Source organism: Pseudomonas grimontii (assembly GCF_007858185.1).
GTDB lineage: Bacteria > Pseudomonadota > Gammaproteobacteria > Pseudomonadales > Pseudomonadaceae > Aquipseudomonas > Aquipseudomonas grimontii.
In genome coordinates this window covers 152,334-170,122 of the sequence record NZ_VFES01000017.1, presented here as the reverse complement: position 1 = coordinate 170,122, position 17,789 = coordinate 152,334, and the positions used below count along the sequence as shown (strand labels likewise).

Here is a 17,789-nt window from a genome sequence, read left to right as displayed (position 1 = left end):
TTTCTGAGTTTTGTAAACACCTCGTCGAATCTCGGGTATTAATTTCCACTTTTTAGAAACCTTGACTCTCCAAGGGCCTTATTTTCGCGGTCTAACAAGATTTGTTTACATAATTTGGTCGGCATAACGGCAGAAGCCCGCCGGGTAGTCGTAGTGGGCGTGGTGGGTGCCGCCCGCGAGGTGGCAGGCCAGGCCGTGTTCCAGCGCTTGCTCCGCCGCCAGGATCGAGCCGCCGACCGCGCGCACGGTGCGCCGGGCCAGGGCGTCGCTCCAGGGCAGGCCAAGGCGCCGTTGGTCTTCGCGGGACAACTCGCCGCTCATGTAGCGTTCGATATACCCAGGTTCATGGGCGAGGGCCAGAATCTCCGGTGGGCATAACGACGGGCGCAGCAATTGGCTGTCTTCGGTCAGGCCGCTGGCCACCAGGTGGTCACGCAGCAGGCGGAACTTGCCCATGGGGAACCGGTGGTCTGCCGGGAACTCAGGGCTGTAGTCATCGTGGTAGATCAATGGCAAAGGCATGGGATTTTCTGACGGGGATCTGCGAAGGATCTTAACAGCGCTGTACACTCACGCACATGGCAAGGGGAGGGGACCCATGGAGGAGATATTGCAATTGGAAAGCGCGCGCCTGGTCATGCGCCAATGGCGCGATGCCGACCTGACGGAATTTGCGCGCATGTGCGCCGACCCGCAGGTGATGCGCTATTTCCCGGCCAGATTGAGTCACCTGGAAAGTGCCGCCCTGATCGGCCGGATTCGCGGCCACTTCGCCGAATACGGTTTTGGCCAGTGGGCCCTGCAACGCAAGGACACCGGTGAGTTCATCGGCCTGACCGGGTTGCAGAACGTCAGCTTCGAAGCGGGCTTTACCCCGGCGGTGGAAATCTGCTGGCGCCTGGCCCGTGAGCATTGGGGCCTGGGTTATGCCAGCGAGGCGGCCTGGACCGCGCTGCGCTGTGGTTTCGACCGTTTGCAGTTGGACGAAATCGTCGCTTTCACCACTCAAGCCAATCTGCCATCACAAAAAGTCATGCAGGCCATCGGTATGCATTACGATCCCCAGGCAGATTTTGCACACCCCAAGGTCGCAGCCGATGACCCGCTGTGCCCCCACGTTTTATACCGCATCACCCGCGCCCAATGGTTGGACACGCTGCACGGATAAGCAGCCCGGAATGCCCTATCGATTGTTGTAGGAGTTGCTCTATGAGCCAAGTATTGGAAGATCTGGTGGACTTGCTGACCCTGGAGCCGATCGAGGAAAACCTCTTTCGCGGCCGCAGCCAGGACCTGGGTTTTCGCCAACTGTTCGGTGGCCAGGTGCTCGGCCAGTCGTTGTCGGCCGCCAGCCAGACCGTCGAAGAAGCGCGGCACGTGCATTCCCTGCATGGTTATTTCCTGCGCCCTGGCGATGCGAAGTTGCCGGTGGTGTATTCGGTGGACCGCGTCCGCGATGGCGGCAGTTTCAGTACGCGCCGTGTGACGGCGATCCAGAAGGGCCACCCGATCTTCACCTGCAGCGCTTCGTTTCAGTATGACGAGGCCGGCTTCGAGCACCAGACCACCATGCCTGTGGTGGTCGGCCCGGAAAACCTGCCGTCGGAGCTGGAGCTGACCCAGCAGCGCGCGCACCTGATCCCCGAGCATATGCGCGACAAGCTGCTGTGCCCCAAGCCGATCGAAGTGCGCCCGGTCACCGAAAAAGACCCGTTCAACCCGCAGCCGTCCGACCCGGTCAAATACGTGTGGTTTCGGGCCGATGGCGCCTTGGCGGATACGCCGGCGCTGCACAAATACCTGCTGGCCTACGCGTCCGACTTCGGCCTGCTGACCACCTCGTTGCTGCCCCACGGCAAGACCGTGTGGCAGAAAGACATGCAGGTCGCCAGCCTCGACCACGCGCTGTGGTTCCACGCCGACCTGCGTGCCGATGACTGGTTGCTGTACGCCATGGACAGCCCATGGGCCGGCAATTCCCGTGGGTTCTCCCGCGGGAGCGTGTACAACCGCGCCGGGCAACTGGTGGCGTCGGTGACCCAGGAAGGCTTGATTCGCCATCGCAAGGATTGGGCATGAGCCTGACGGACGTTAAGCACTGGGTGTTCGACATGGACGGCACCCTGACGGTCGCGGTGCATGACTTTGCGGCGATTCGCGTGGCCCTGGACATTCCCCCCGAGGACGACATCCTCACCCACCTCGCGGCCTTGCCGGCGGACATCGCAGCGGCCAAGCATGCCTGGTTGCTGGAGCATGAGCGCGAGCTGGCGCTGGGCTCCGTCGCGGCGGACGGTGCGGTTGAGCTGGTGCGCGAGCTGGCCGGGCGGGGTTATCGCCTGGGTATCCTGACCCGCAACGCGCGGGAGTTGGCGCATATCACCCTGGAGGCGATTGGCCTGGCGGACTGCTTTGCCGTGGACGATGTGCTGGGTCGCGACGATGCGCCGCCCAAGCCCGATCCGGGTGGGTTGTTGAAGTTGGCGGCGGCGTGGGATGTATCGACGAGCGAGATGGTGATGGTTGGGGATTACCGCTTTGACCTGGACTGCGGTCGGGCGGCGGGGACCCGAACGGTGTTGGTCAACCTGCCGGAGAACCCGTGGCCGGAGCTGGCGGATTGGCATGCTGCAGATTGCGCGGTACTGCGCCGGATGATCTAGCCCAGGCAATAGAAATCAAATGTGGGAGGGGGCTTGCCCCCGATGACGGTGGGTCAGTTATAGATGAGCTGACTGACACACTGCTATCGGGGGCAAGCCCCCTCCCACATTTTGAGACTGTTTCTTCCGGTATTACTGAGTGAACAGTACCTTCTGCCCTTCGGGCGACGTAAACATCCCATCCCCGTCATGCCCCACCCCCGGCACTTCCACCAGCGTCTGGCTCAATTGCGGATGGCGCTGCTTGAGGTAGTCAAAGTAGTTGTGCCCGCGAATCAGCCGATACGCGCCCTGGGTCTCGGCTTCGCAGCTTTTATCCAGCGCCGGGTGGTTCGGGTCGGTGTCCTGCTGGCCCAGCAGGTAAGTGATGTTGCGTGACACGTAGGTCTGCTCAAGCTGCTCGGCGCTTTGGCCCTGGGCGTAGGCCGGCAGGTGCTGCATGCCGTACTTCCAGTCGTTGAAGCCTGGGCAACTGGCTGCGTCAAACTTCACCGGTCGCTGTGGGCTGAAGTAGGCATAGGACGATGGGTTGGCCACCACATAACGCAGGCGGATGCCCTTGGTTTGCAGGATAGGGTGGGCGTGGCCGGTGAGGGCGAAGCGCTGCACCACCTGGCCACCGCCGGAGTGACCGGCGACCACGATTTCCTTCAGCGCCGGGAACAGCGTGCGGTTGCCCAGGTGCTTGATGATCTGGTCGAGGGCGCCGAAAGAGCTGATCTGGCCTGGGCTGGTCGAGGCGTCGCCGGCCATCCAGTCATTGCCGTTCCAGCGCAGCAGCTGGGTGTCCAGGTGGTTGCGCTTCACGTCAGAGCCGTTGAGAAACTGCGGCGCGATCACCAGGGTGTTGGCGGCAACCCCGGCGTGTTCGGCGGCATCGATCCCGCTTTGCAGGTAGGTCTGCGCATTGCGCAGGCGCCCATGCACGATGATCACGGCGCGGGTGACGTCAGGCAGTGGCTGGCGCCAGTCCTGGCTCAAGCCGAGGCTGAGGTCGCCGGCTTCGAGGTGAAAACGACCGGGGCTGACCACCTTGACGCCATGCTCGGCGGCCCAACTGGCGGTGCAGGTCAACAGCAATCCCAGCAGGAGTCCCGATCGTATAGTCATCTATAGGCTCTTGGCAGTGAACGTGTCGCATTGAGTGATCTGACCCTGGGCGAAGCCGGTCTTGAACCAGCGAACCCGCTGCGCCGAGGTGCCGTGGGTAAACGAGTCCGGCACCACGCGCCCCTGACCCTGTTGCTGCAAACGGTCATCGCCGATGGCGTTGGCGGCATTCAGGGCTTCTTCGATATCGCCGGGCTCCAGCCAGTTCAGGCGTTTTTGCGCACGGTTGGCCCATACGCCGGCGAAGCAGTCGGCTTGCAGCTCCTGGCGTACCAGCAGGCCGCCGTCGCCTTGCATCTGCCGGCCTTGCTGGCGTGCGGCCTGGATCTTCGACGAAATGCCCAGCAATGTTTGTACGTGGTGCCCGACTTCGTGGGCGATCACATAGGCCTGGGCGAAATCGCCGGCAGCCTGGAAGCGTTGGGACATTTCCCGGAAGAAATCCAGGTCCAGGTACACCTGCTGATCCGCCGGGCAATAGAACGGGCCGCTGGCCGAGGTGGCGCCACCGCAGGCGGAATTGACCCGGCCACGGAACAGAATCAGTTTCGGGTTTTTGTAGACCAGGCCGTTTTCCTGGAACACCTGGCCCCAGGTGTCTTCGGTATCGCCCAGCACTGCCCGTACGAAGTCGGCTTGCTCATCGTTGGCCGGCGGTGCCTGGCGCGATTGCGTGCTGACCGAGGGCGCCTGCTCCATCTGGCCGATCAACTGGCCGAGGATCTGCAGCGGGTCCTGGCCGGTCAGCCAGCCGATACCGACGATCAGCACAATCGCGGTCAGGCTCAGGCCCTTGCCGCCACCAAAGCGCATCCCTCCACCGCCGCCGCCACTGTCATCGCGGGCATCCACCACGTTGTCGCTGCGTCGGCCTTTTTTCCATAGCATGGGGCAATCCTCTGTGTGCTGACCGTGATTGAGTATGGTCGGTATTAACGGCAATAGCCTTCGCCGGTGGCGACGATCAGGCAGTCTTTTTTATCCGCCAGCCATTTCAGCCCGGTCGCTTCGCCATCGCCGGCGCGCAGCAACTGCGGGCCGTCCGGGCGGGTAAAGGCGATGCCGTCTTCGGCCGCTTCACCCTTGAAGGTGCCCGAGTCGTCGGCGTCGAGGCCGTATTGCATGGTCAGGAGGTAATGGCCACGGCCGATGCTGTCGTCCTTGGCGATGGTCAGGTTCAGGCCTTCGACACCGATCCATTTGCCGACCCATTTATCGGTGGGCGGGGTTTCGGGGACCAGGGTAGCTTGCACGGAAGGCGGCGCGGGTTTGGGCGCTGGCTTGGACTCCTGGTTGCAGGCGGTCAGCAGGGTAAGGGCAGAAAGAACAAAGAGGGTTTTTTTCATAGCGGCAAGGCCTTGGTTAAAAAGTATGCAGCGCGGGGCTAAGATGCTGCGTTGGACTCGAATCCCGTGATTTAGTGCGCTGTTCGCCCGGTGTTTGGTTATGCTCTTGGGGCAGACTCCGGCCCGGCTGCTAGATTACCGGGTTGAGCGCTACTTCGTTCAGTGCTCAGCGTTCCGCCCGCCACGCAAGAGAATTCCATGACTGTCAGCACCCCCCTTTCCGGCGTCAACCATCCCTTCAAAGGCATTGTGCTGATTGTGGCGGCGACGTTTCTGTTCTCCAGCCACGACGCCTTGTCCAAATACCTGGCCGGGTTCTACCCGATCGTGATGGTGGTGTGGGCGCGCTACCTGGTGCATACCTTGCTGATGGCCGGGATTTTCCTGCCGCAATCGGGGCTACGCGTGCTGCGCAGTAAACGCCCGGGGATGCAGGTAGTCAGGGCCTTGTGCTTGTTGGGCACCAGCCTGTTTTTCACGACGGCATTGCATTACATCCCGTTGGCGGAAGCCACGGCGGTGAACTTCCTCGCGCCGATCCTGGTGACGGCCCTGTCGGTGCCGCTGCTCGGCGAGCATGTGACACGCGGCCAATGGCTGGCGGTGATCTGCGGCTTTATCGGCGTGCTGGTGATCATTCACCCAGGCGGTGAGTTGTTTACGCCTGCGGTGCTGCTGCCGCTGTGCTCGGCGCTGTTCTTCTGCTTCTACCAACTGCTTACGCGCATCCTCAGCCAATACGACACCCCGACCACCAGCAACTTCTTCGCCGGCCTGTGCAATACCTTGGTGATGAGCGCGATGGTGCCGTTCTTCTGGCAGATCCCGACGCTGTGGCACGGCGTGATGATGTTGGCGCTGGGCACCTGCGGGATGACCGCGCACTTGATGCTGACCCAGGCGTTCCGCTTTGCGGCGCCGGCCTTGCTGGCGCCGTTCGGCTATTGCCAGATCGTATTCGCGGGGTTGTTGGGTTGGCTGGTGTTCAACCATACCCCCGATATGACCACGGTGGTCGGTATCGGGGTGATCTGCATGAGCGGGTTGGCCGCTGCCTGGCAGCAGCGGCGCAGGTGATCAGACGTCTACGGTAGGAATCTTGCGCGGTGCCATGAAGTACATCCAGGTCAGCGCAATGAAGTACATCGCCGGGATCAGGGTGAACAACACGGTGTAATTGTTGTTGGTCACGGTGAGGATGTGGCCGACGATCTGGGTCATGAACATGCCGCCGATGGCTGCACACATGCCGCCGAACCCGAACACCGTGCTCATCATGTGCTTGGGTGTGTAGTCCATCACCAGGCTCCAGATGTTGGCGGTCCAGGCCTGGTGCGCACCGATGGCCAGGGAGATGGCAAACACCGCGACCCACAGTTGGCTTGAGCCGGCCGCCATGATCACGCCGATGATGCAGCAGGCAAACAGCAGCATCGACAGCAACCGCGCCTTGATCGAGTTCATCCCACGGCCGATCAGGAAGGACGACAGAATCCCCCCACCCACACTGCCGAAGTCGGCTGTCAGATAGATGATGATCAGCGGGATACCCATCTGCGTCACGTTGATCCCCAGGTTGTACTGCTGGTTCAGGAACGGCGGCAGCCAATACAGGTAGAACCAGAACACCGGTGCGGTGAGTGCATAGGCGATGGCAAAGGCCCAGGTGCCGCGCATGCGCAGGATGCGGCTGAACGGTACGCCAGGTTGTTCCGGTTCGACTTCCCGTTGCACGTAGTCCAGTTCGGATTGTTTAACGGTCGGGTGGTTTTCCGGGTTGTAGTACTTCAAACCCCAGAACACCAGCCAGATCGCGCCCAGCGACGCCATGCACAGGAACGCAGCCTGCCAGCCCCACGCATGCAGAATCAGCGGCAGCAGCATCGGCGTCATCATTGCGCCGACGTTGGTGCCGGCGTTGAAGATACCGGTGGCCACCGCACGCTCACCGGCGGGGAACCACAGGCGGGTGGTCTTGACGCAGGCGGGGTAGTTGGCGGCTTCGGTCAGCCCGAGGATAAAGCGGCAGACCATAAAACCGACGGCCGAAGTGGCCAGGCCATGGGCACCGGTGGCCAGGCTCCACAGCAGAACCGCGCAGAAGAACACGCGTTTGACGCCCACGCGGTCGATCAGTCGGCCTTGCAGCACAAAACCGATGGCGTAGCCGACCTGGAACCAGAAGTTGATGTTGGCGTAGTCCATCGCCGTCCAGCTCATTTCCTTGGCCAGGATCGGTTGCATCACGCCCAGGGCGGCACGGTCGATGTAGTTGAGGGTGGTGGCAAAGAACACCAGGGCCAGCATGCCCCAGCGGGTTTTACCCACGGCAAGGGCGCCGCGGATCTTGTCGCCGATGCCGGCGTGCGGGGTGCCCGGGCGCGCGGCCAGGGCGGAGTTTTGCGAAGGCATGTGGTTGTACCCGTTTTTTGAAATTTTTATGAGGTGTTGTGGGTCTTCTTTTGGGTGTCGCTGCGTGATTGATGGTGCGCAGTGGCTAAAAAATCGTCAATTCGCCAAAGAGGCTTAGTGTTCGATAATCGCACCAAAAACTAACCGGTTCGTACATTTTAATTGCTGCGGGTAGTCTGGGGGCGAATAATTTGCCACAAACAACAATTGCCGGGAGTCGTCCATGCAACGTTCCATCGCCACCGTGTCCTTGAGCGGTACCCTGCCGGAAAAGCTCGAAGCCATTGCCGCCGCCGGGTTCGATGGGGTGGAGATCTTCGAAAACGACTTGTTGTATTACGACGGCAGCCCCCGTGAAGTCAGGCAGATGTGCGCCGACCTCGGCATCGCCATCACCTTGTTCCAGCCGTTTCGCGACTTTGAAGGCTGCCGCCGCGATCGCCTGGCGCGCAACCTGGAGCGCGCCGAGCGCAAGTTCGACCTGATGCAGGAACTGGGCACCGACCTGGTGCTGGTGTGCAGCAATGCCTCAGCCGATTGCGTCGGGGATGAACGCATCCTGCTGGACGACCTCAGCCTGTTGGCCGAACACGCTGGCCGTCGCGGCCTGCGCATTGGTTATGAAGCGTTGGCCTGGGGCAAGCATGTGAACACCTGGCAGCAGGTGTGGAACCTGGTGCGCCAGGTCGATCACCCGAGCCTTGGGGTGTTGCTCGACAGTTTCCATACGCTGTCGCTCAAGGGCGACCCGAGTGCCATCGCGCAGATCCCCGGCGACAAGATCTTCTTCGTGCAAATGGCCGACGCGCCGATCCTGGCCATGGATGTCCTGGAGTGGAGCCGGCATTTTCGCTGCTTCCCCGGCCAGGGCGAATTCGACTTGGCGGGGTTCCTCGCGCCGATCATCAAGAGCGGCTACACCGGGCCTTTGTCCCTGGAAATCTTCAACGATGGCTTCCGCGCCGCGCCGACCCGCGCGAATGCGGCGGATGGCCTGCGTTCCTTGCTGTACCTGGAAGAAAAAACCCGCGAGCGTTTGCAACAGGAGGCGCCCGCGCAACCTGTCGAGATTCTGTTTGATACCCCTGCGGCCAGCGAGTACGACGGTATCGAGTTCCTCGAATTCGCCGTGGATGAAAACCTCGGCGCCAAGCTCACCCATTGGCTGGAGCGCCTGGGTTTCGTCAAGGCCGGCCAGCACCGCTCCAAGAGCGTGAGCCTGCTGCGCCAGGGTGACATCAACCTGATCCTCAACTGCGAACCCTATTCCTTCGCGCATAACTTTTTCGAGGCCCATGGGCCGTCGTTGTGCGCCACGGCGATTCGGGTCAAGGACAGCGCCAAGGCCCTGGAACGAGCGGTGGCCTACAAGGGCCAGCCCTATCGCGGCCTGGTCGGGCCCAACGAGCTGGAGCTGGCGGCAGTACGCGCGCCGGACGGCAGCCTGATTTACCTGGTGGATCAGGGTGAGGGGGGGATCTACGACACCGACTTCAATCTGCAAGCGTCCAGCGCTGCGGGCGGGGGGTTGCTGCGCATCGACCATATGGCCATGGCCTTGCCGGCCGACAGCCTCGACAGTTGGGTGCTGTTCTACAAGAGCCTGCTGGATTTCGAAGCGGATGACGAAGTGGTGCTGCCCGACCCCTACGGCCTGGTGAAAAGCCGTGCACTGCGCAGCCGTTGCAGCTCGATTCGCCTGCCGCTGAATATTTCCGAGAACCGCAACACTGCGATTTCCCACGCGCTGTCGAGTTATCGCGGCTCGGGTGTGCATCACATTGCCTTCGACTGCGCGGATATTTTCGCCGAAGTGCGCCGCGCGAAGGAGGCTGGGGTACCGCTGCTGGATATTCCCCTCAACTACTACGACGACCTCGCGGCGCGCTTTGATTTCGATGACGAGTTCCTCAGCGAACTGGCGTACTACAACGTGTTGTACGACCGTGACGCCCAGGGCGGTGAGTTGTTTCATGTGTACACCGAACCTTTCGAGGGACGGTTTTTCTTCGAGATCATCCAGCGCAAGAACGGTTATGCCGGCTACGGCGCGGCCAACGTGGCGGTGCGCCTGGCGGCGATGGCCAAATCCCGCAGCGGCGCGGTGCGCCAGGCGCGTTTATAACGGTAGGCGAGGTGCTTCCTTCGCAAGACGCCTCGGCCCATAATCGCGGCCTGCACAATAAAAATGGCCGTGAGCGCACCATGACCTCAAGTCCCGAACTCCCCGCGGTGTTAGACGCACCGCGCAAGAGTCGTAAGAACAATCCGGAAAAGACCCGCGAGAATATTCTCCAGGAAGCCATCGTCGAGTTTGTTCAGCAGGGCCTGTCCGGCGCTCGCGTGGATGCCATCGCCGAGCGCATCCATACCTCCAAGCGCATGATCTATTACTACTTCGGCAGCAAGGAGCAGTTGTACGTCGAGGTGCTGGAGAAGCTCTACGGCGATATTCGCAACACCGAAACGCGGATGAATCTCACCGCGCTGGAACCGCGAGAGGCGATTCGGCGGCTGGTGGAGTTCACCTTTGATCACCACGATCAGAACGTCGATTTCGTGCGTATCGTCAGCATCGAAAATATCCACAATGCCGAGTACGTGAAACGCACCGAAACGATCAAGGCGATGAACAGCAAAATCCTCGAGGGGCTAGGGGTGACGTTGCGCCGAGGCGCCGAGATGGGCCTGTTCCGCGAAGGGCTGGAACCGTTGGACGTGCACCTGCTGATCAACTCATTCAGCTTTTACCGGGTGTCCAACCGCCATACGTTCAGTGAGATCTTTCAGATCGACCTGTCGGATGAGGCGGTTAAACAACGGCATCGCGAGATGATTTGCGAGTCGGTGTTGCGCTACCTGCAGGCCTGAATACACCCCTAACCCAATGTGGGAGGGGGCAAGCCCCAATGCCAGTCAGTTAAGAGATAGAACAGACAAGTTACCTGTGGCGAGCGGGCTTGCCGAATCGTCGCACCGCCCGCGTTGGGCTGCGCAGCAGCCCCAATAAGAGCGCTGCAGTGCGCCAGGCAGCTTCGGCGCTGTGTTTTGGGGCTGCTTCGCAGCCCAACGCGGGGCAAGCCCGCTCGCCACAGTTACAGTGTTCCTCCTTAACTGACTGGCATTGGGGCTTGCCCCCGATAGCAGTAGATCAGTCAGCTTATGTGTAGCTGACCCACCGCAATCGGGGGCAAGCCCCCTCCCACATTTTTTGATCCGGTTTCGTCGGTCAGGTATTCATGCTTTTGAGGTGCGCGAGCATGCGGTAGCTCTTTCAGATCGACCTGTCGGATGAGGTGGTTAAACAGCGGCATCGCGAGATGATTTGCGAGTCGGTGTTGCGCTACCTGCAGGCCTGAGTACACCGCCTAACCCAATGTGGGAGGGGGCTTGCTCCCGATAGCAGTGGATCAGTCAGCTTATGTGTAGCTGACCCACCGCAATCGGGGGCAAGCCCCCTCCCACATTTTTTGATCCGGTTTCGTCGGTCAGGTATTCATGCTTTTGAAGTGCGCGAGCATTCGCTGCGCGTCCGGCACCTCACCGCTGAACAGTTCAAATGCCTTCACCGCCTGGAACACCGCCATGTTGCCGCCATCCAGGGTGCGGCAGCCCAAGGCGCGGGCGTCGCGCAGCAGTTCGGTCTCCAGCGGGAAATACACAATTTCAGCTACCCACAGTTCGGCTCTCAGCAGTGTCGCTGGCACCGGGGTACCGGGCAGTTTGGTCATGCCCATCGGCGTGGTGTTGACCAGGCCGTCCGCCTCGGCCATGGCGTTTGCAAGGTCGGTGCCGACCTGGGCGCGGCCGGTGCCGAAACGCTGGGCGAGGTTATCCACAAGGTCGCGGGCGCGGCTGGCGTCCACGTCGAAAATACTCAAATGTTCGACACCCTCCGCCAATAACGCATGCGCCACTGCGGCGCCTGCGCCACCCGCGCCCATCTGCACCACGCGTTGGCGCGGAACATCGTTCAGGTTGCGGCGAAAGCCCTCGGCAAATCCCAGGCAGTCGGTGTTATGGCCGATACGCTTGCCGTCCTTGAAGACCACGGTGTTGACCGCGCCGATGCCTCGGGCCTCGTCGGACAAATCATCGAGTAGCGGTAGGATCGCCTGCTTGCACGGGTAGGTAATGTTCAATCCGGTGAAGTGCATCAACTCGGCAGCGTCCAGCAGGTCGGGCAGGGCGTTGATGTCCAGGTGCAGGGGCTCAAGGTCAATCAGGCGATACAGGTAACGCAAGCCTTGGGCGTCGCCTTCCTGCTCATGCAGGGCGGGGGTGCGGGAGGCCTGGATGCCGGCGCCGATCAGGCCGGCGAGGATGCGCGGTTTCATCGGGCCGACCCCTTCAGCAACTGGCTGAAATGTTCCAGGGCCAAGTGGTAGCCATGGCTGCCAAAGCCCGCGAGCACCGCCTTGGCGATGGGCGACACGAATGAGTGATGCCGGAACGCCTCGCGCGCATGCACATTGGATAAGTGCACCTCGATCACTGGCACTTCACTGGCTACCAGGGCATCGCGAATCGCCACCGAAGTGTGCGTCCAGGCGGCCGGATTGATCACGATACCGGCGCAGCGGGCGCGGGCGCCGTGGATCCAGTCCAGCAGTTCGCCCTCGTGATTGGTCTGCCGAAATTCGATTTTCAGTCCCAGCTGTTCGGCGCTGCGGCCGCACAGGGCAGCGACGTCGGCCAGGGTTTCATGGCCGTAGGTCGCGGGTTCGCGGGTGCCGAGCAGGTTGAGGTTGGGGCCGTTGAGCACCAGCACGATGGGCGGCATAAAGGGTATCTCCACAGTTCTTGTTCGTTGTGGGGATAAAATGTACTGGTTAGTTAATTTGGTCAATTGATGGCAGCGGATATGTTCGATTATCGAACTCTTAATCGCGCAGTGTGCAGGTTCGAATCAGACTACATATCAATTGAAAATCATTCTCGATAACGCTTAAGATGCCCGCCTGTTTCCTTTACATTCCAGGGAGTCGGTTTGTCGGACGTGGATCTCAAAGGCCTGTTTCTCAAGCATGCCGATACCCTGCGCGGGTATCTGGCGCGCAAGGTACGGGACCCGCAGTTGGCTGCCGACCTGGTACAGGAGAGCTTCCTGCGCCTGGCGGAAAAACCGGTCGGCGAGCGTATCGACAACTCCCAGGGCTATCTCTATCGAACGGCGAGCAATCTGCTGATCGACCATATTCGCCAGGAAGCGCGGCGCAAGACAGATTCCGTGCCCCATGAGGCGCTGGCCGAGATTGAAGATGACGTGGCCGGGTTGGAGGCTCAGGCAATGGCGCAGCAACAGCGACAGGCATTGAAGCAGGCGTTGGCGGAGCTGCCGGAACGAACCCAGCAGATCTTCCGTCTGAACCGTATAGAGGGCATGACCCACGCCCAGGTTGCCCGGCATTTGGATATCTCCGACAGTTCCGTGCAAAAGCACTTGGCCAAGGCGTTGGCGTATGTGATGCAGCGCTTGCAGGACGGTGAGGTGGGGCCATCCGACGAATGAATTACGGAAAAACCTCAGCTCAGACGTCACAGCGTCATATAACGAAAAATTCGAGATTCACACGTGAATAGCCAGGGTCAGCAACAGCACAGCATTACCGAGGAGGCCGCCGAGTGGGCGGTGCGCCTGCACGCCGGTGCCCTGACCGACCAGGAGCAGGCCGAGCTGCGCCAGTGGATCGCCTGCGACAGCCGCCATGAAGCGGCGCTGCGCTTTGCCGAACAGACCTGGGCGGCGTTGGGCGAGGTGCATAAGGACGAGCCGGTGTATCGCCAGCGTCCGTCTGCGGCGGCGCTGCCGCTGCGCCGAACCTCGCGACGAAGGCCGTGGCAGCGTGCGGCGGCGGTGGCGCTGGTCGTGGTGGCGGCGAGCGTTGGCTGGGTGCGCGGGCCGGATGCCTGGTTGCGCATGCAGGCTGACTATGTCACCCAAAAGGGCGAGGTGCGCACCGTGCACTTGGCCGATGGCAGCACGGTGGAGCTGGATTCCGCGAGTGCTATCCGCCTGGATTACGACGGCGTGCAACGGCGCATCAGCCTGATCCAGGGTTCGGCGATTTTTGATGTGGCGCCGATGGTGGGTCAGGAGACCCGCCCGTTCGTGGTGCAGAGCGCCGGCGGGCAGACGCGGGCGCTGGGCACGCGGTTTGTGGTGGCGCGCGAGGCCGAACCCCAGGCATGGGTGGGCGTGTTGCGGCACAGCGTCGAAGTCTCTTTGCATGCCTCGCCGAAAAAAGGCCCGAGCGACCGGGTGCTCCAGGAGGGCCAGGCGGTGCGCTACAACGCCCAGGAGGGTGTCGTGCCCCTGGATCAGTTCGATGTAGACCGTGCCACCAGTTGGCGACGGGGTGTGCTGATCTTTGATCGCCAGCCCCTGGCCAAGGTTATTGAGCAGCTCAATCGCTACCGCCCAGGGCGGGTGGTGTTGACCCATGCCGACCTGGGCGAGCGCGAAGTCAGCGGCGTCTTCCGTCTCGACATGCTCGACAGCGCCCTCGGCACCCTCACCCAGGAACTTCAAGTGCAACGCTTGGACCTGGCAGGCCTCAGCCTGATCTATTGATGACCCGGTGGGAGGCCCGCTCCCACTCGCTTAAAACCCCCGGCTCAAAAACTTTTGAAAAAGTCTTACTGACTTCCTGCGCCTCGTACGTCTTGCTAGGTGAGAAGCATTCGCATAAACAAAAATACGATCAGCGCAGGGAAACCAGAAATGTCAGCACTCACCAAGGGGCGTATCACCGGTAGCCGGTTAGCCCTGGCCATCCACTTGGGCTTATTCGCCGCAATCGCTCCCGTGTATGCGGCGCAGCCTCAGGTGGGCGCTGCCCAGCCGGCGGTGCTGGCGTTCGATGTGCCGGCGCAATCCTTGGGCAGTGCCATATTGGCCTTTGCCGACCAAGCCGGTTTGCAGGTGTTGTTCGACAGCCCGCGCCTGCAAGGCTTGAGCAGCACCGCGCTCAAAGGCAGCTTCAGCGTGCAGGAAGGGCTTGGCCGATTGCTCGGTGCCACACCGGTGGAATATCGCTTTACCGGCGAGCGGCAGGTCACCCTCAACCGTGTCAGCGACGACCACGTTGGAGCCATCACCGTGGGTACCACCACCATCACCGGCAACACCAATGGCCAGGCCAGCGACTGGGTGTACCAGACCCCAAAGTCCGTGGCGGTGATCAGCCGGGACATGATCGATAAACGTCCGCCCCGCCATGCCGCCGACATGCTTGAAGAAACCGCCGGCGTCTACACTGCCGTCGACCAGCGCGACCCCGGCCTGTCGGTGAATATTCGCGGCGTGCAGGACTATGGCCGCGTGAACATGAACATCGACGGCATGCGCCAGAACTTCAACGTCAACGGCCACCAGCAGCGTAACGGCACCATGCTGATCGACCCGGAGTTCATCTCCAGCATCGAGATCGACAAAGGCAGCCAGTCGGGGCAGGGCGGCGCTGCGGTGTTGGGCGGCATTGCGTCGTTCAAGACCCTGGATGCCAGTGAGTTTCTCAAAGACGGCAAGGACTACGGCGGCCGCCTTCGCGCCGGCAGCGGCATCGGAGCGCTGGGTAACGGCACCGACTTCAACGGCAGCGGCGTGTTTGCCTTTGGTGATGAGCGCGGCGATGTATTGCTGGGCTACAGCGAGCGGCATTTCGGTAACTACCGCGCCGGCAGGCACAACGACGACAACCTGGGCACCAACCTGCGGGCCAGGAAGTATGCGCCGGCTGCCTTCGACGACTGGTTGAACAGCGAAGTCGGCGACACCGGCAGCGTGACCCGCTCACAGATCGTCAAGTTTGGCCTGAACCTGCCCAACGACCAACGCCTGCAGTTGAGCTACCTGGAAACCGACACCGACAGTAACGATGCCTGGGGCTATATCGCCGACGACCTTCAGAGCACCTACTACGTGCGCACCAGCAAAAACAATCTCAACGCGAAAAACGTCGCGCTGGACTACAGCTACAGCCCGGACAACCCGCTGATCGATCTCAAGGCCAAGCTCTATTACGTCACCACCCAGATGGATCGCGGCAACAGCCCCAACCAGGCGTCGCCGGGTACCGGTAACTACGTCGGTGCCTACACCGATCACTTCCAGACCGACACCTGGGGCCTGCAGGGTGACAACACCTCACGGTTTGATTTTGGCGAGCGGGGGCATGTCACCTGGAACTACGGTGTGGAGCTGTATCAGGACGAGTTCAAGCCACGCACCAACAAAGTGGAAGCCACCAACAACCTGGGCTTGTTGCCTTACTCAGAGGGCAGTACGCCGGGGGGCAAACGTACCATCGCCAGCCTGTTCAACAACGCGCAGTACGACTATGGCGGCTGGCTGACCCTGGATGCGGGCTTGCGTTATGACCGCTATCGGCTCGAAGGCGAAACCGGCATGACCCTGTACCGGCGTGATCGTTTCTACAACAGCCTCGTCGGCGCCAGGCGTGTCTCGGAAGTGATCGAGGTTGACCGTGAAGAAGGCCAGTTTTCCCCCACCTTCGGTCTTGCGGTGAAGCCGGGCGTGGACTGGCTGCAACTCTATACCCGTTGGGGCAAGGGCTGGCGGCCACCGGCGGTGACCGAAACCTTCATGACCGGCCGACCCCACGGTGGTGGTTCGGGAGAGCGCGTGTTTCCCAACCCGTACCTCAAGCCTGAAGAGTCACGGGATTGGGAAGTGGGCATGAATGTCTTCAAGGAGGGCTTGTTCTTCAGTGATGACCGCCTCGGCATGAAGGTGGCTTATTTCGATACCCGGATTGAAAACTTCTCTTTCCTCAACACCAGCGTCAGCTTGCCGGAAACCCAGGTGGGTGGATTTCTCGGCACCATGGCTTACGTCAATAACACCAACCCGACGCGGTTTCGCGGGGTCGAATACCAGCTCAATTACGACATGGGGCGCGCGTACGCCAACCTCAGCTACACCCACATGATCGGCAGCAATGAGTTCTGCTCGAAGAACTATTACATGGGCGGCGCCAAGACCACCGGGCCAAGGACCACGCGCCTGGAGCGCTTCACACTGCCGGATGGGCGCATCAGCATACGGCCGGTCACCACCTATGAAGTGTTGGATGACGACGTCGCCAACAACAAGGAAAGCTGCGGGCGAATCATGGGGAACGCCACGTACATGCCTGCCGATCGCGGCTCGCTGACGCTGGGTACGCGCTTGCTGGAAAAACGCCTGGATACCGGTGTGCGTGTGCGCTACAGCTCGGGCAACGGCGAAAACCTCAATCAGCAGGGCTACGAACTGATGGATCAGGCGATGTGGCCCAAGTACACGCTCTATGACCTGTACGCCAGTTACTGGATGACCGATCAATTGAACATTGCACTGGCGCTGGAAAACGCCACCGATGAAGCCTATTTCGTCGCCATGGGCGACGCCAACAACCTCAGCCTGGCGCGCGGGCGAACCCTGAGCGGAATGCTGGAATACAAATTCTGATCAGTGTGCGCAGGCAGCTGATTAACGGTTTTGCCCATGGGTGGGCAAAAAGGCGCGCCGCACCGGCGTGTTCATCAAAAACGTTGTTTAACGAGGTTTAGTGATGACTATTTCTGTTAGCTACGATTCGGGCCTGGGTTCTCTGTCGGTATCGGACTACCTGAGCTCCTGGGCAGTGGGGTTCAACACGGCAGGTCACGGCACCAGTAACACGGGTGGCTTCAGCAACGGCACCCTCAGCGGCGACCAGTATTCGACCCACGGCGCCAACAACTCCGAGTACGCGTTCATCGCCGACAGCGACACCAGCAATGGCCTGCACTATGTGTTCAACCCGTCGTTGCCTGCCAGCAGCAACCTGAACCACTACCTGTGGGGCGACCTGGATAATGTGCAACTGGGCACTGGCCTGGGCGGCGGCAATGGCAGCGACTTCAGCCTGAGCGACTTCAAAGTCGCGTTCAACGGCCTCGACCTGAGCGCCGCCGAGGGCGCCGGCCGGGCTGGCAACGAAGTACAAAGCGTGATCTACGGTTTGATGCAGGGCGACACCGCCGCGCTGGAAACCGTGCTCAACAACCTGCTCGACGACTTTGGCCTGTCCACTGCCAGCACGTTCGACGAAGTGTCGGCGGGCCTGGCGGCACACGCCAGCGCAGTGTCCACCGACGTTGCCCTGGTGGGCGTGCAGGACGTGGCACAGGACTGGGCACTCGCCGCCTGAACCTGCTGCTGCTGCATGAAAAAAGCGAATGGAAGATCGCTCTCCCATTCGCTGCATTA

At 61.3% G+C, this 17,789-nt stretch carries 16 protein-coding genes and 2 pseudogenes; 11 read left to right on the top strand and 7 right to left on the bottom strand.

The genetic code is table 11. The annotated features are described in order from the left end of the window. Nucleotides 1–117: 117 nt before the first annotated feature. A pseudogene (locus FIV39_RS24485) lies at nt 118–522 on the bottom strand (histone deacetylase); the annotation flags it as partial. Between the two features lie 76 nt (nt 523–598). Here FIV39_RS24485 and FIV39_RS24480 point away from each other — a divergent pair. The 3 genes from FIV39_RS24480 to FIV39_RS24470 are packed head-to-tail and all read left to right on the top strand — an operon-like array spanning nt 599 to nt 2,663. Further along, nucleotides 599–1,168 carry a GNAT family N-acetyltransferase gene (locus FIV39_RS24480; protein ID WP_090399575.1) on the top strand — a complete coding sequence of 190 codons (570 nt, stop codon included), beginning with the start codon at nt 599–601 and terminating at the stop codon, nt 1,166–1,168. 41 nt (nt 1,169–1,209) lie between these two features. After that, nucleotides 1,210–2,079 carry an acyl-CoA thioesterase II gene (tesB, locus tag FIV39_RS24475; protein WP_027605282.1) on the top strand — a complete coding sequence of 290 codons (870 nt, stop codon included), beginning with the start codon at nt 1,210–1,212 and terminating at the stop codon, nt 2,077–2,079. Further along, entirely contained in the window at nt 2,076–2,663 is a 588-nt protein-coding gene (locus FIV39_RS24470; RefSeq protein WP_090399578.1) for an HAD family hydrolase, read from the top strand. Before tesB ends, FIV39_RS24470 begins: the two co-directional genes overlap by 4 nt. A 132-nt stretch (nt 2,664–2,795) precedes the next feature. Here the strand turns inward: FIV39_RS24470 and FIV39_RS24465 are convergent, their stop codons facing one another. Genes FIV39_RS24465 through FIV39_RS24455 form a run of 3 tightly spaced genes read right to left on the bottom strand, consistent with a single transcriptional unit; the run spans nt 2,796 to nt 5,119 of the window. Further along, the gene (locus FIV39_RS24465; protein WP_090399581.1) at nt 2,796–3,773 is read right to left on the bottom strand and encodes a hypothetical protein; all 978 of its coding nucleotides are present in this window, start codon (nt 3,771–3,773) and stop codon (nt 2,796–2,798) included. After that, nucleotides 3,774–4,661 (bottom strand): KPN_02809 family neutral zinc metallopeptidase, encoded by an 888-nt coding sequence (ypfJ, locus tag FIV39_RS24460; RefSeq protein ID WP_090399583.1) that lies wholly within the window; start codon nt 4,659–4,661, stop codon nt 3,774–3,776. It lies immediately after the preceding gene. 44 nt (nt 4,662–4,705) lie between these two features. Next, nucleotides 4,706–5,119 carry a lipoprotein gene (locus FIV39_RS24455; protein WP_090399585.1) on the bottom strand — a complete coding sequence of 138 codons (414 nt, stop codon included), beginning with the start codon at nt 5,117–5,119 and terminating at the stop codon, nt 4,706–4,708. Nucleotides 5,120–5,317: 198 nt separating this feature from the next. Here FIV39_RS24455 and FIV39_RS24450 point away from each other — a divergent pair, with 198 nt between their 5' ends. Beyond that, nucleotides 5,318–6,196 (top strand): DMT family transporter, encoded by an 879-nt coding sequence (locus FIV39_RS24450; protein WP_090399587.1) that lies wholly within the window; start codon nt 5,318–5,320, stop codon nt 6,194–6,196. Here the strand turns inward: FIV39_RS24450 and FIV39_RS24445 are convergent, their stop codons facing one another. Continuing rightward, nucleotides 6,197–7,531, bottom strand: coding sequence for an MFS transporter (locus FIV39_RS24445; RefSeq protein ID WP_090399589.1), 1,335 nt, complete (start codon nt 7,529–7,531; stop codon nt 6,197–6,199). Between the two features lie 223 nt (nt 7,532–7,754). Here FIV39_RS24445 and quiC point away from each other — a divergent pair, with 223 nt between their 5' ends. The 3 genes and pseudogenes from quiC to FIV39_RS24430 form a co-directional block, all read left to right on the top strand. Beyond that, nucleotides 7,755–9,656, top strand: a complete 1,902-nt coding sequence (gene quiC, locus FIV39_RS24440; protein WP_090399592.1) for a 3-dehydroshikimate dehydratase QuiC — start codon at nt 7,755–7,757, stop codon at nt 9,654–9,656. A gap of 80 nt (nt 9,657–9,736) precedes the next feature. Beyond that, nucleotides 9,737–10,402 (top strand): TetR/AcrR family transcriptional regulator, encoded by a 666-nt coding sequence (locus FIV39_RS24435; RefSeq protein ID WP_090399815.1) that lies wholly within the window; start codon nt 9,737–9,739, stop codon nt 10,400–10,402. Between the two features lie 398 nt (nt 10,403–10,800). Continuing rightward, nucleotides 10,801–10,890 (top strand): annotated as a pseudogene (locus FIV39_RS24430) (TetR/AcrR family transcriptional regulator); the annotation flags it as partial. Nucleotides 10,891–11,019: 129 nt separating this feature from the next. On the opposite strand, the gene FIV39_RS24425 reads toward FIV39_RS24430, so the two are convergent. Beyond that, a complete protein-coding gene (locus FIV39_RS24425; RefSeq protein WP_090399594.1) occupies nt 11,020–11,868 on the bottom strand; it encodes a shikimate dehydrogenase in 849 nt (282 codons plus the stop codon). After that, nucleotides 11,865–12,314: a type II 3-dehydroquinate dehydratase gene (gene aroQ, locus FIV39_RS24420; RefSeq protein ID WP_010206717.1), complete on the bottom strand. Its 450-nt coding sequence runs from the start codon at nt 12,312–12,314 to the stop codon at nt 11,865–11,867. The genes FIV39_RS24425 and aroQ overlap by 4 nt, the downstream gene beginning before the upstream one ends. Nucleotides 12,315–12,521: 207 nt before the next feature. Here aroQ and FIV39_RS24415 point away from each other — a divergent pair, with 207 nt between their 5' ends. The 4 genes from FIV39_RS24415 to FIV39_RS24400 all read left to right on the top strand — a co-directional run bounded on the left by FIV39_RS24415 (nt 12,522) and on the right by FIV39_RS24400 (nt 17,730). Further along, nucleotides 12,522–13,043 (top strand): RNA polymerase sigma factor, encoded by a 522-nt coding sequence (locus tag FIV39_RS24415; RefSeq protein ID WP_090399596.1) that lies wholly within the window; start codon nt 12,522–12,524, stop codon nt 13,041–13,043. A gap of 63 nt (nt 13,044–13,106) precedes the next feature. Continuing rightward, nucleotides 13,107–14,105 carry a FecR family protein gene (locus tag FIV39_RS24410; protein WP_146371624.1) on the top strand — a complete coding sequence of 333 codons (999 nt, stop codon included), beginning with the start codon at nt 13,107–13,109 and terminating at the stop codon, nt 14,103–14,105. A 150-nt stretch (nt 14,106–14,255) separates the two neighbouring features. Further along, nucleotides 14,256–17,006 (top strand): TonB-dependent receptor, encoded by a 2,751-nt coding sequence (locus FIV39_RS24405; protein ID WP_090399601.1) that lies wholly within the window; start codon nt 14,256–14,258, stop codon nt 17,004–17,006. 103 nt (nt 17,007–17,109) lie between these two features. Next, a complete protein-coding gene (locus FIV39_RS24400) occupies nt 17,110–17,730 on the top strand; it encodes a heme acquisition protein HasA (protein ID WP_090399603.1) in 621 nt (206 codons plus the stop codon). Nucleotides 17,731–17,789: the final 59 nt, after the last annotated feature.

Excerpts from the sequence above, each read along its gene's own strand:
- FIV39_RS24465 (WP_090399581.1), bottom strand. The coding sequence starts at position 3,773 with ATGACTATACGATCGGGACTCCTGCTGGGATTGCTGTTGACCTGCACC.
- aroQ (WP_010206717.1), bottom strand. The coding sequence starts at position 12,314 with ATGCCGCCCATCGTGCTGGTGCTCAACGGCCCCAACCTCAACCTGCTC.
- FIV39_RS24480 (WP_090399575.1), top strand. The coding sequence starts at position 599 with ATGGAGGAGATATTGCAATTGGAAAGCGCGCGCCTGGTCATGCGCCAA.
- tesB (WP_027605282.1), top strand. The coding sequence starts at position 1,210 with ATGAGCCAAGTATTGGAAGATCTGGTGGACTTGCTGACCCTGGAGCCG.
- FIV39_RS24400 (WP_090399603.1), top strand. The coding sequence starts at position 17,110 with ATGACTATTTCTGTTAGCTACGATTCGGGCCTGGGTTCTCTGTCGGTA.
- FIV39_RS24445 (WP_090399589.1), bottom strand. The coding sequence starts at position 7,531 with ATGCCTTCGCAAAACTCCGCCCTGGCCGCGCGCCCGGGCACCCCGCAC.
- FIV39_RS24425 (WP_090399594.1), bottom strand. The coding sequence starts at position 11,868 with ATGAAACCGCGCATCCTCGCCGGCCTGATCGGCGCCGGCATCCAGGCC.
- FIV39_RS24435 (WP_090399815.1), top strand. The coding sequence starts at position 9,737 with ATGACCTCAAGTCCCGAACTCCCCGCGGTGTTAGACGCACCGCGCAAG.
- quiC (WP_090399592.1), top strand. The coding sequence starts at position 7,755 with ATGCAACGTTCCATCGCCACCGTGTCCTTGAGCGGTACCCTGCCGGAA.
- FIV39_RS24450 (WP_090399587.1), top strand. The coding sequence starts at position 5,318 with ATGACTGTCAGCACCCCCCTTTCCGGCGTCAACCATCCCTTCAAAGGC.
- ypfJ (WP_090399583.1), bottom strand. The coding sequence starts at position 4,661 with ATGCTATGGAAAAAAGGCCGACGCAGCGACAACGTGGTGGATGCCCGC.
- FIV39_RS24405 (WP_090399601.1), top strand. The coding sequence starts at position 14,256 with ATGTCAGCACTCACCAAGGGGCGTATCACCGGTAGCCGGTTAGCCCTG.
- FIV39_RS24470 (WP_090399578.1), top strand. The coding sequence starts at position 2,076 with ATGAGCCTGACGGACGTTAAGCACTGGGTGTTCGACATGGACGGCACC.
- FIV39_RS24455 (WP_090399585.1), bottom strand. The coding sequence starts at position 5,119 with ATGAAAAAAACCCTCTTTGTTCTTTCTGCCCTTACCCTGCTGACCGCC.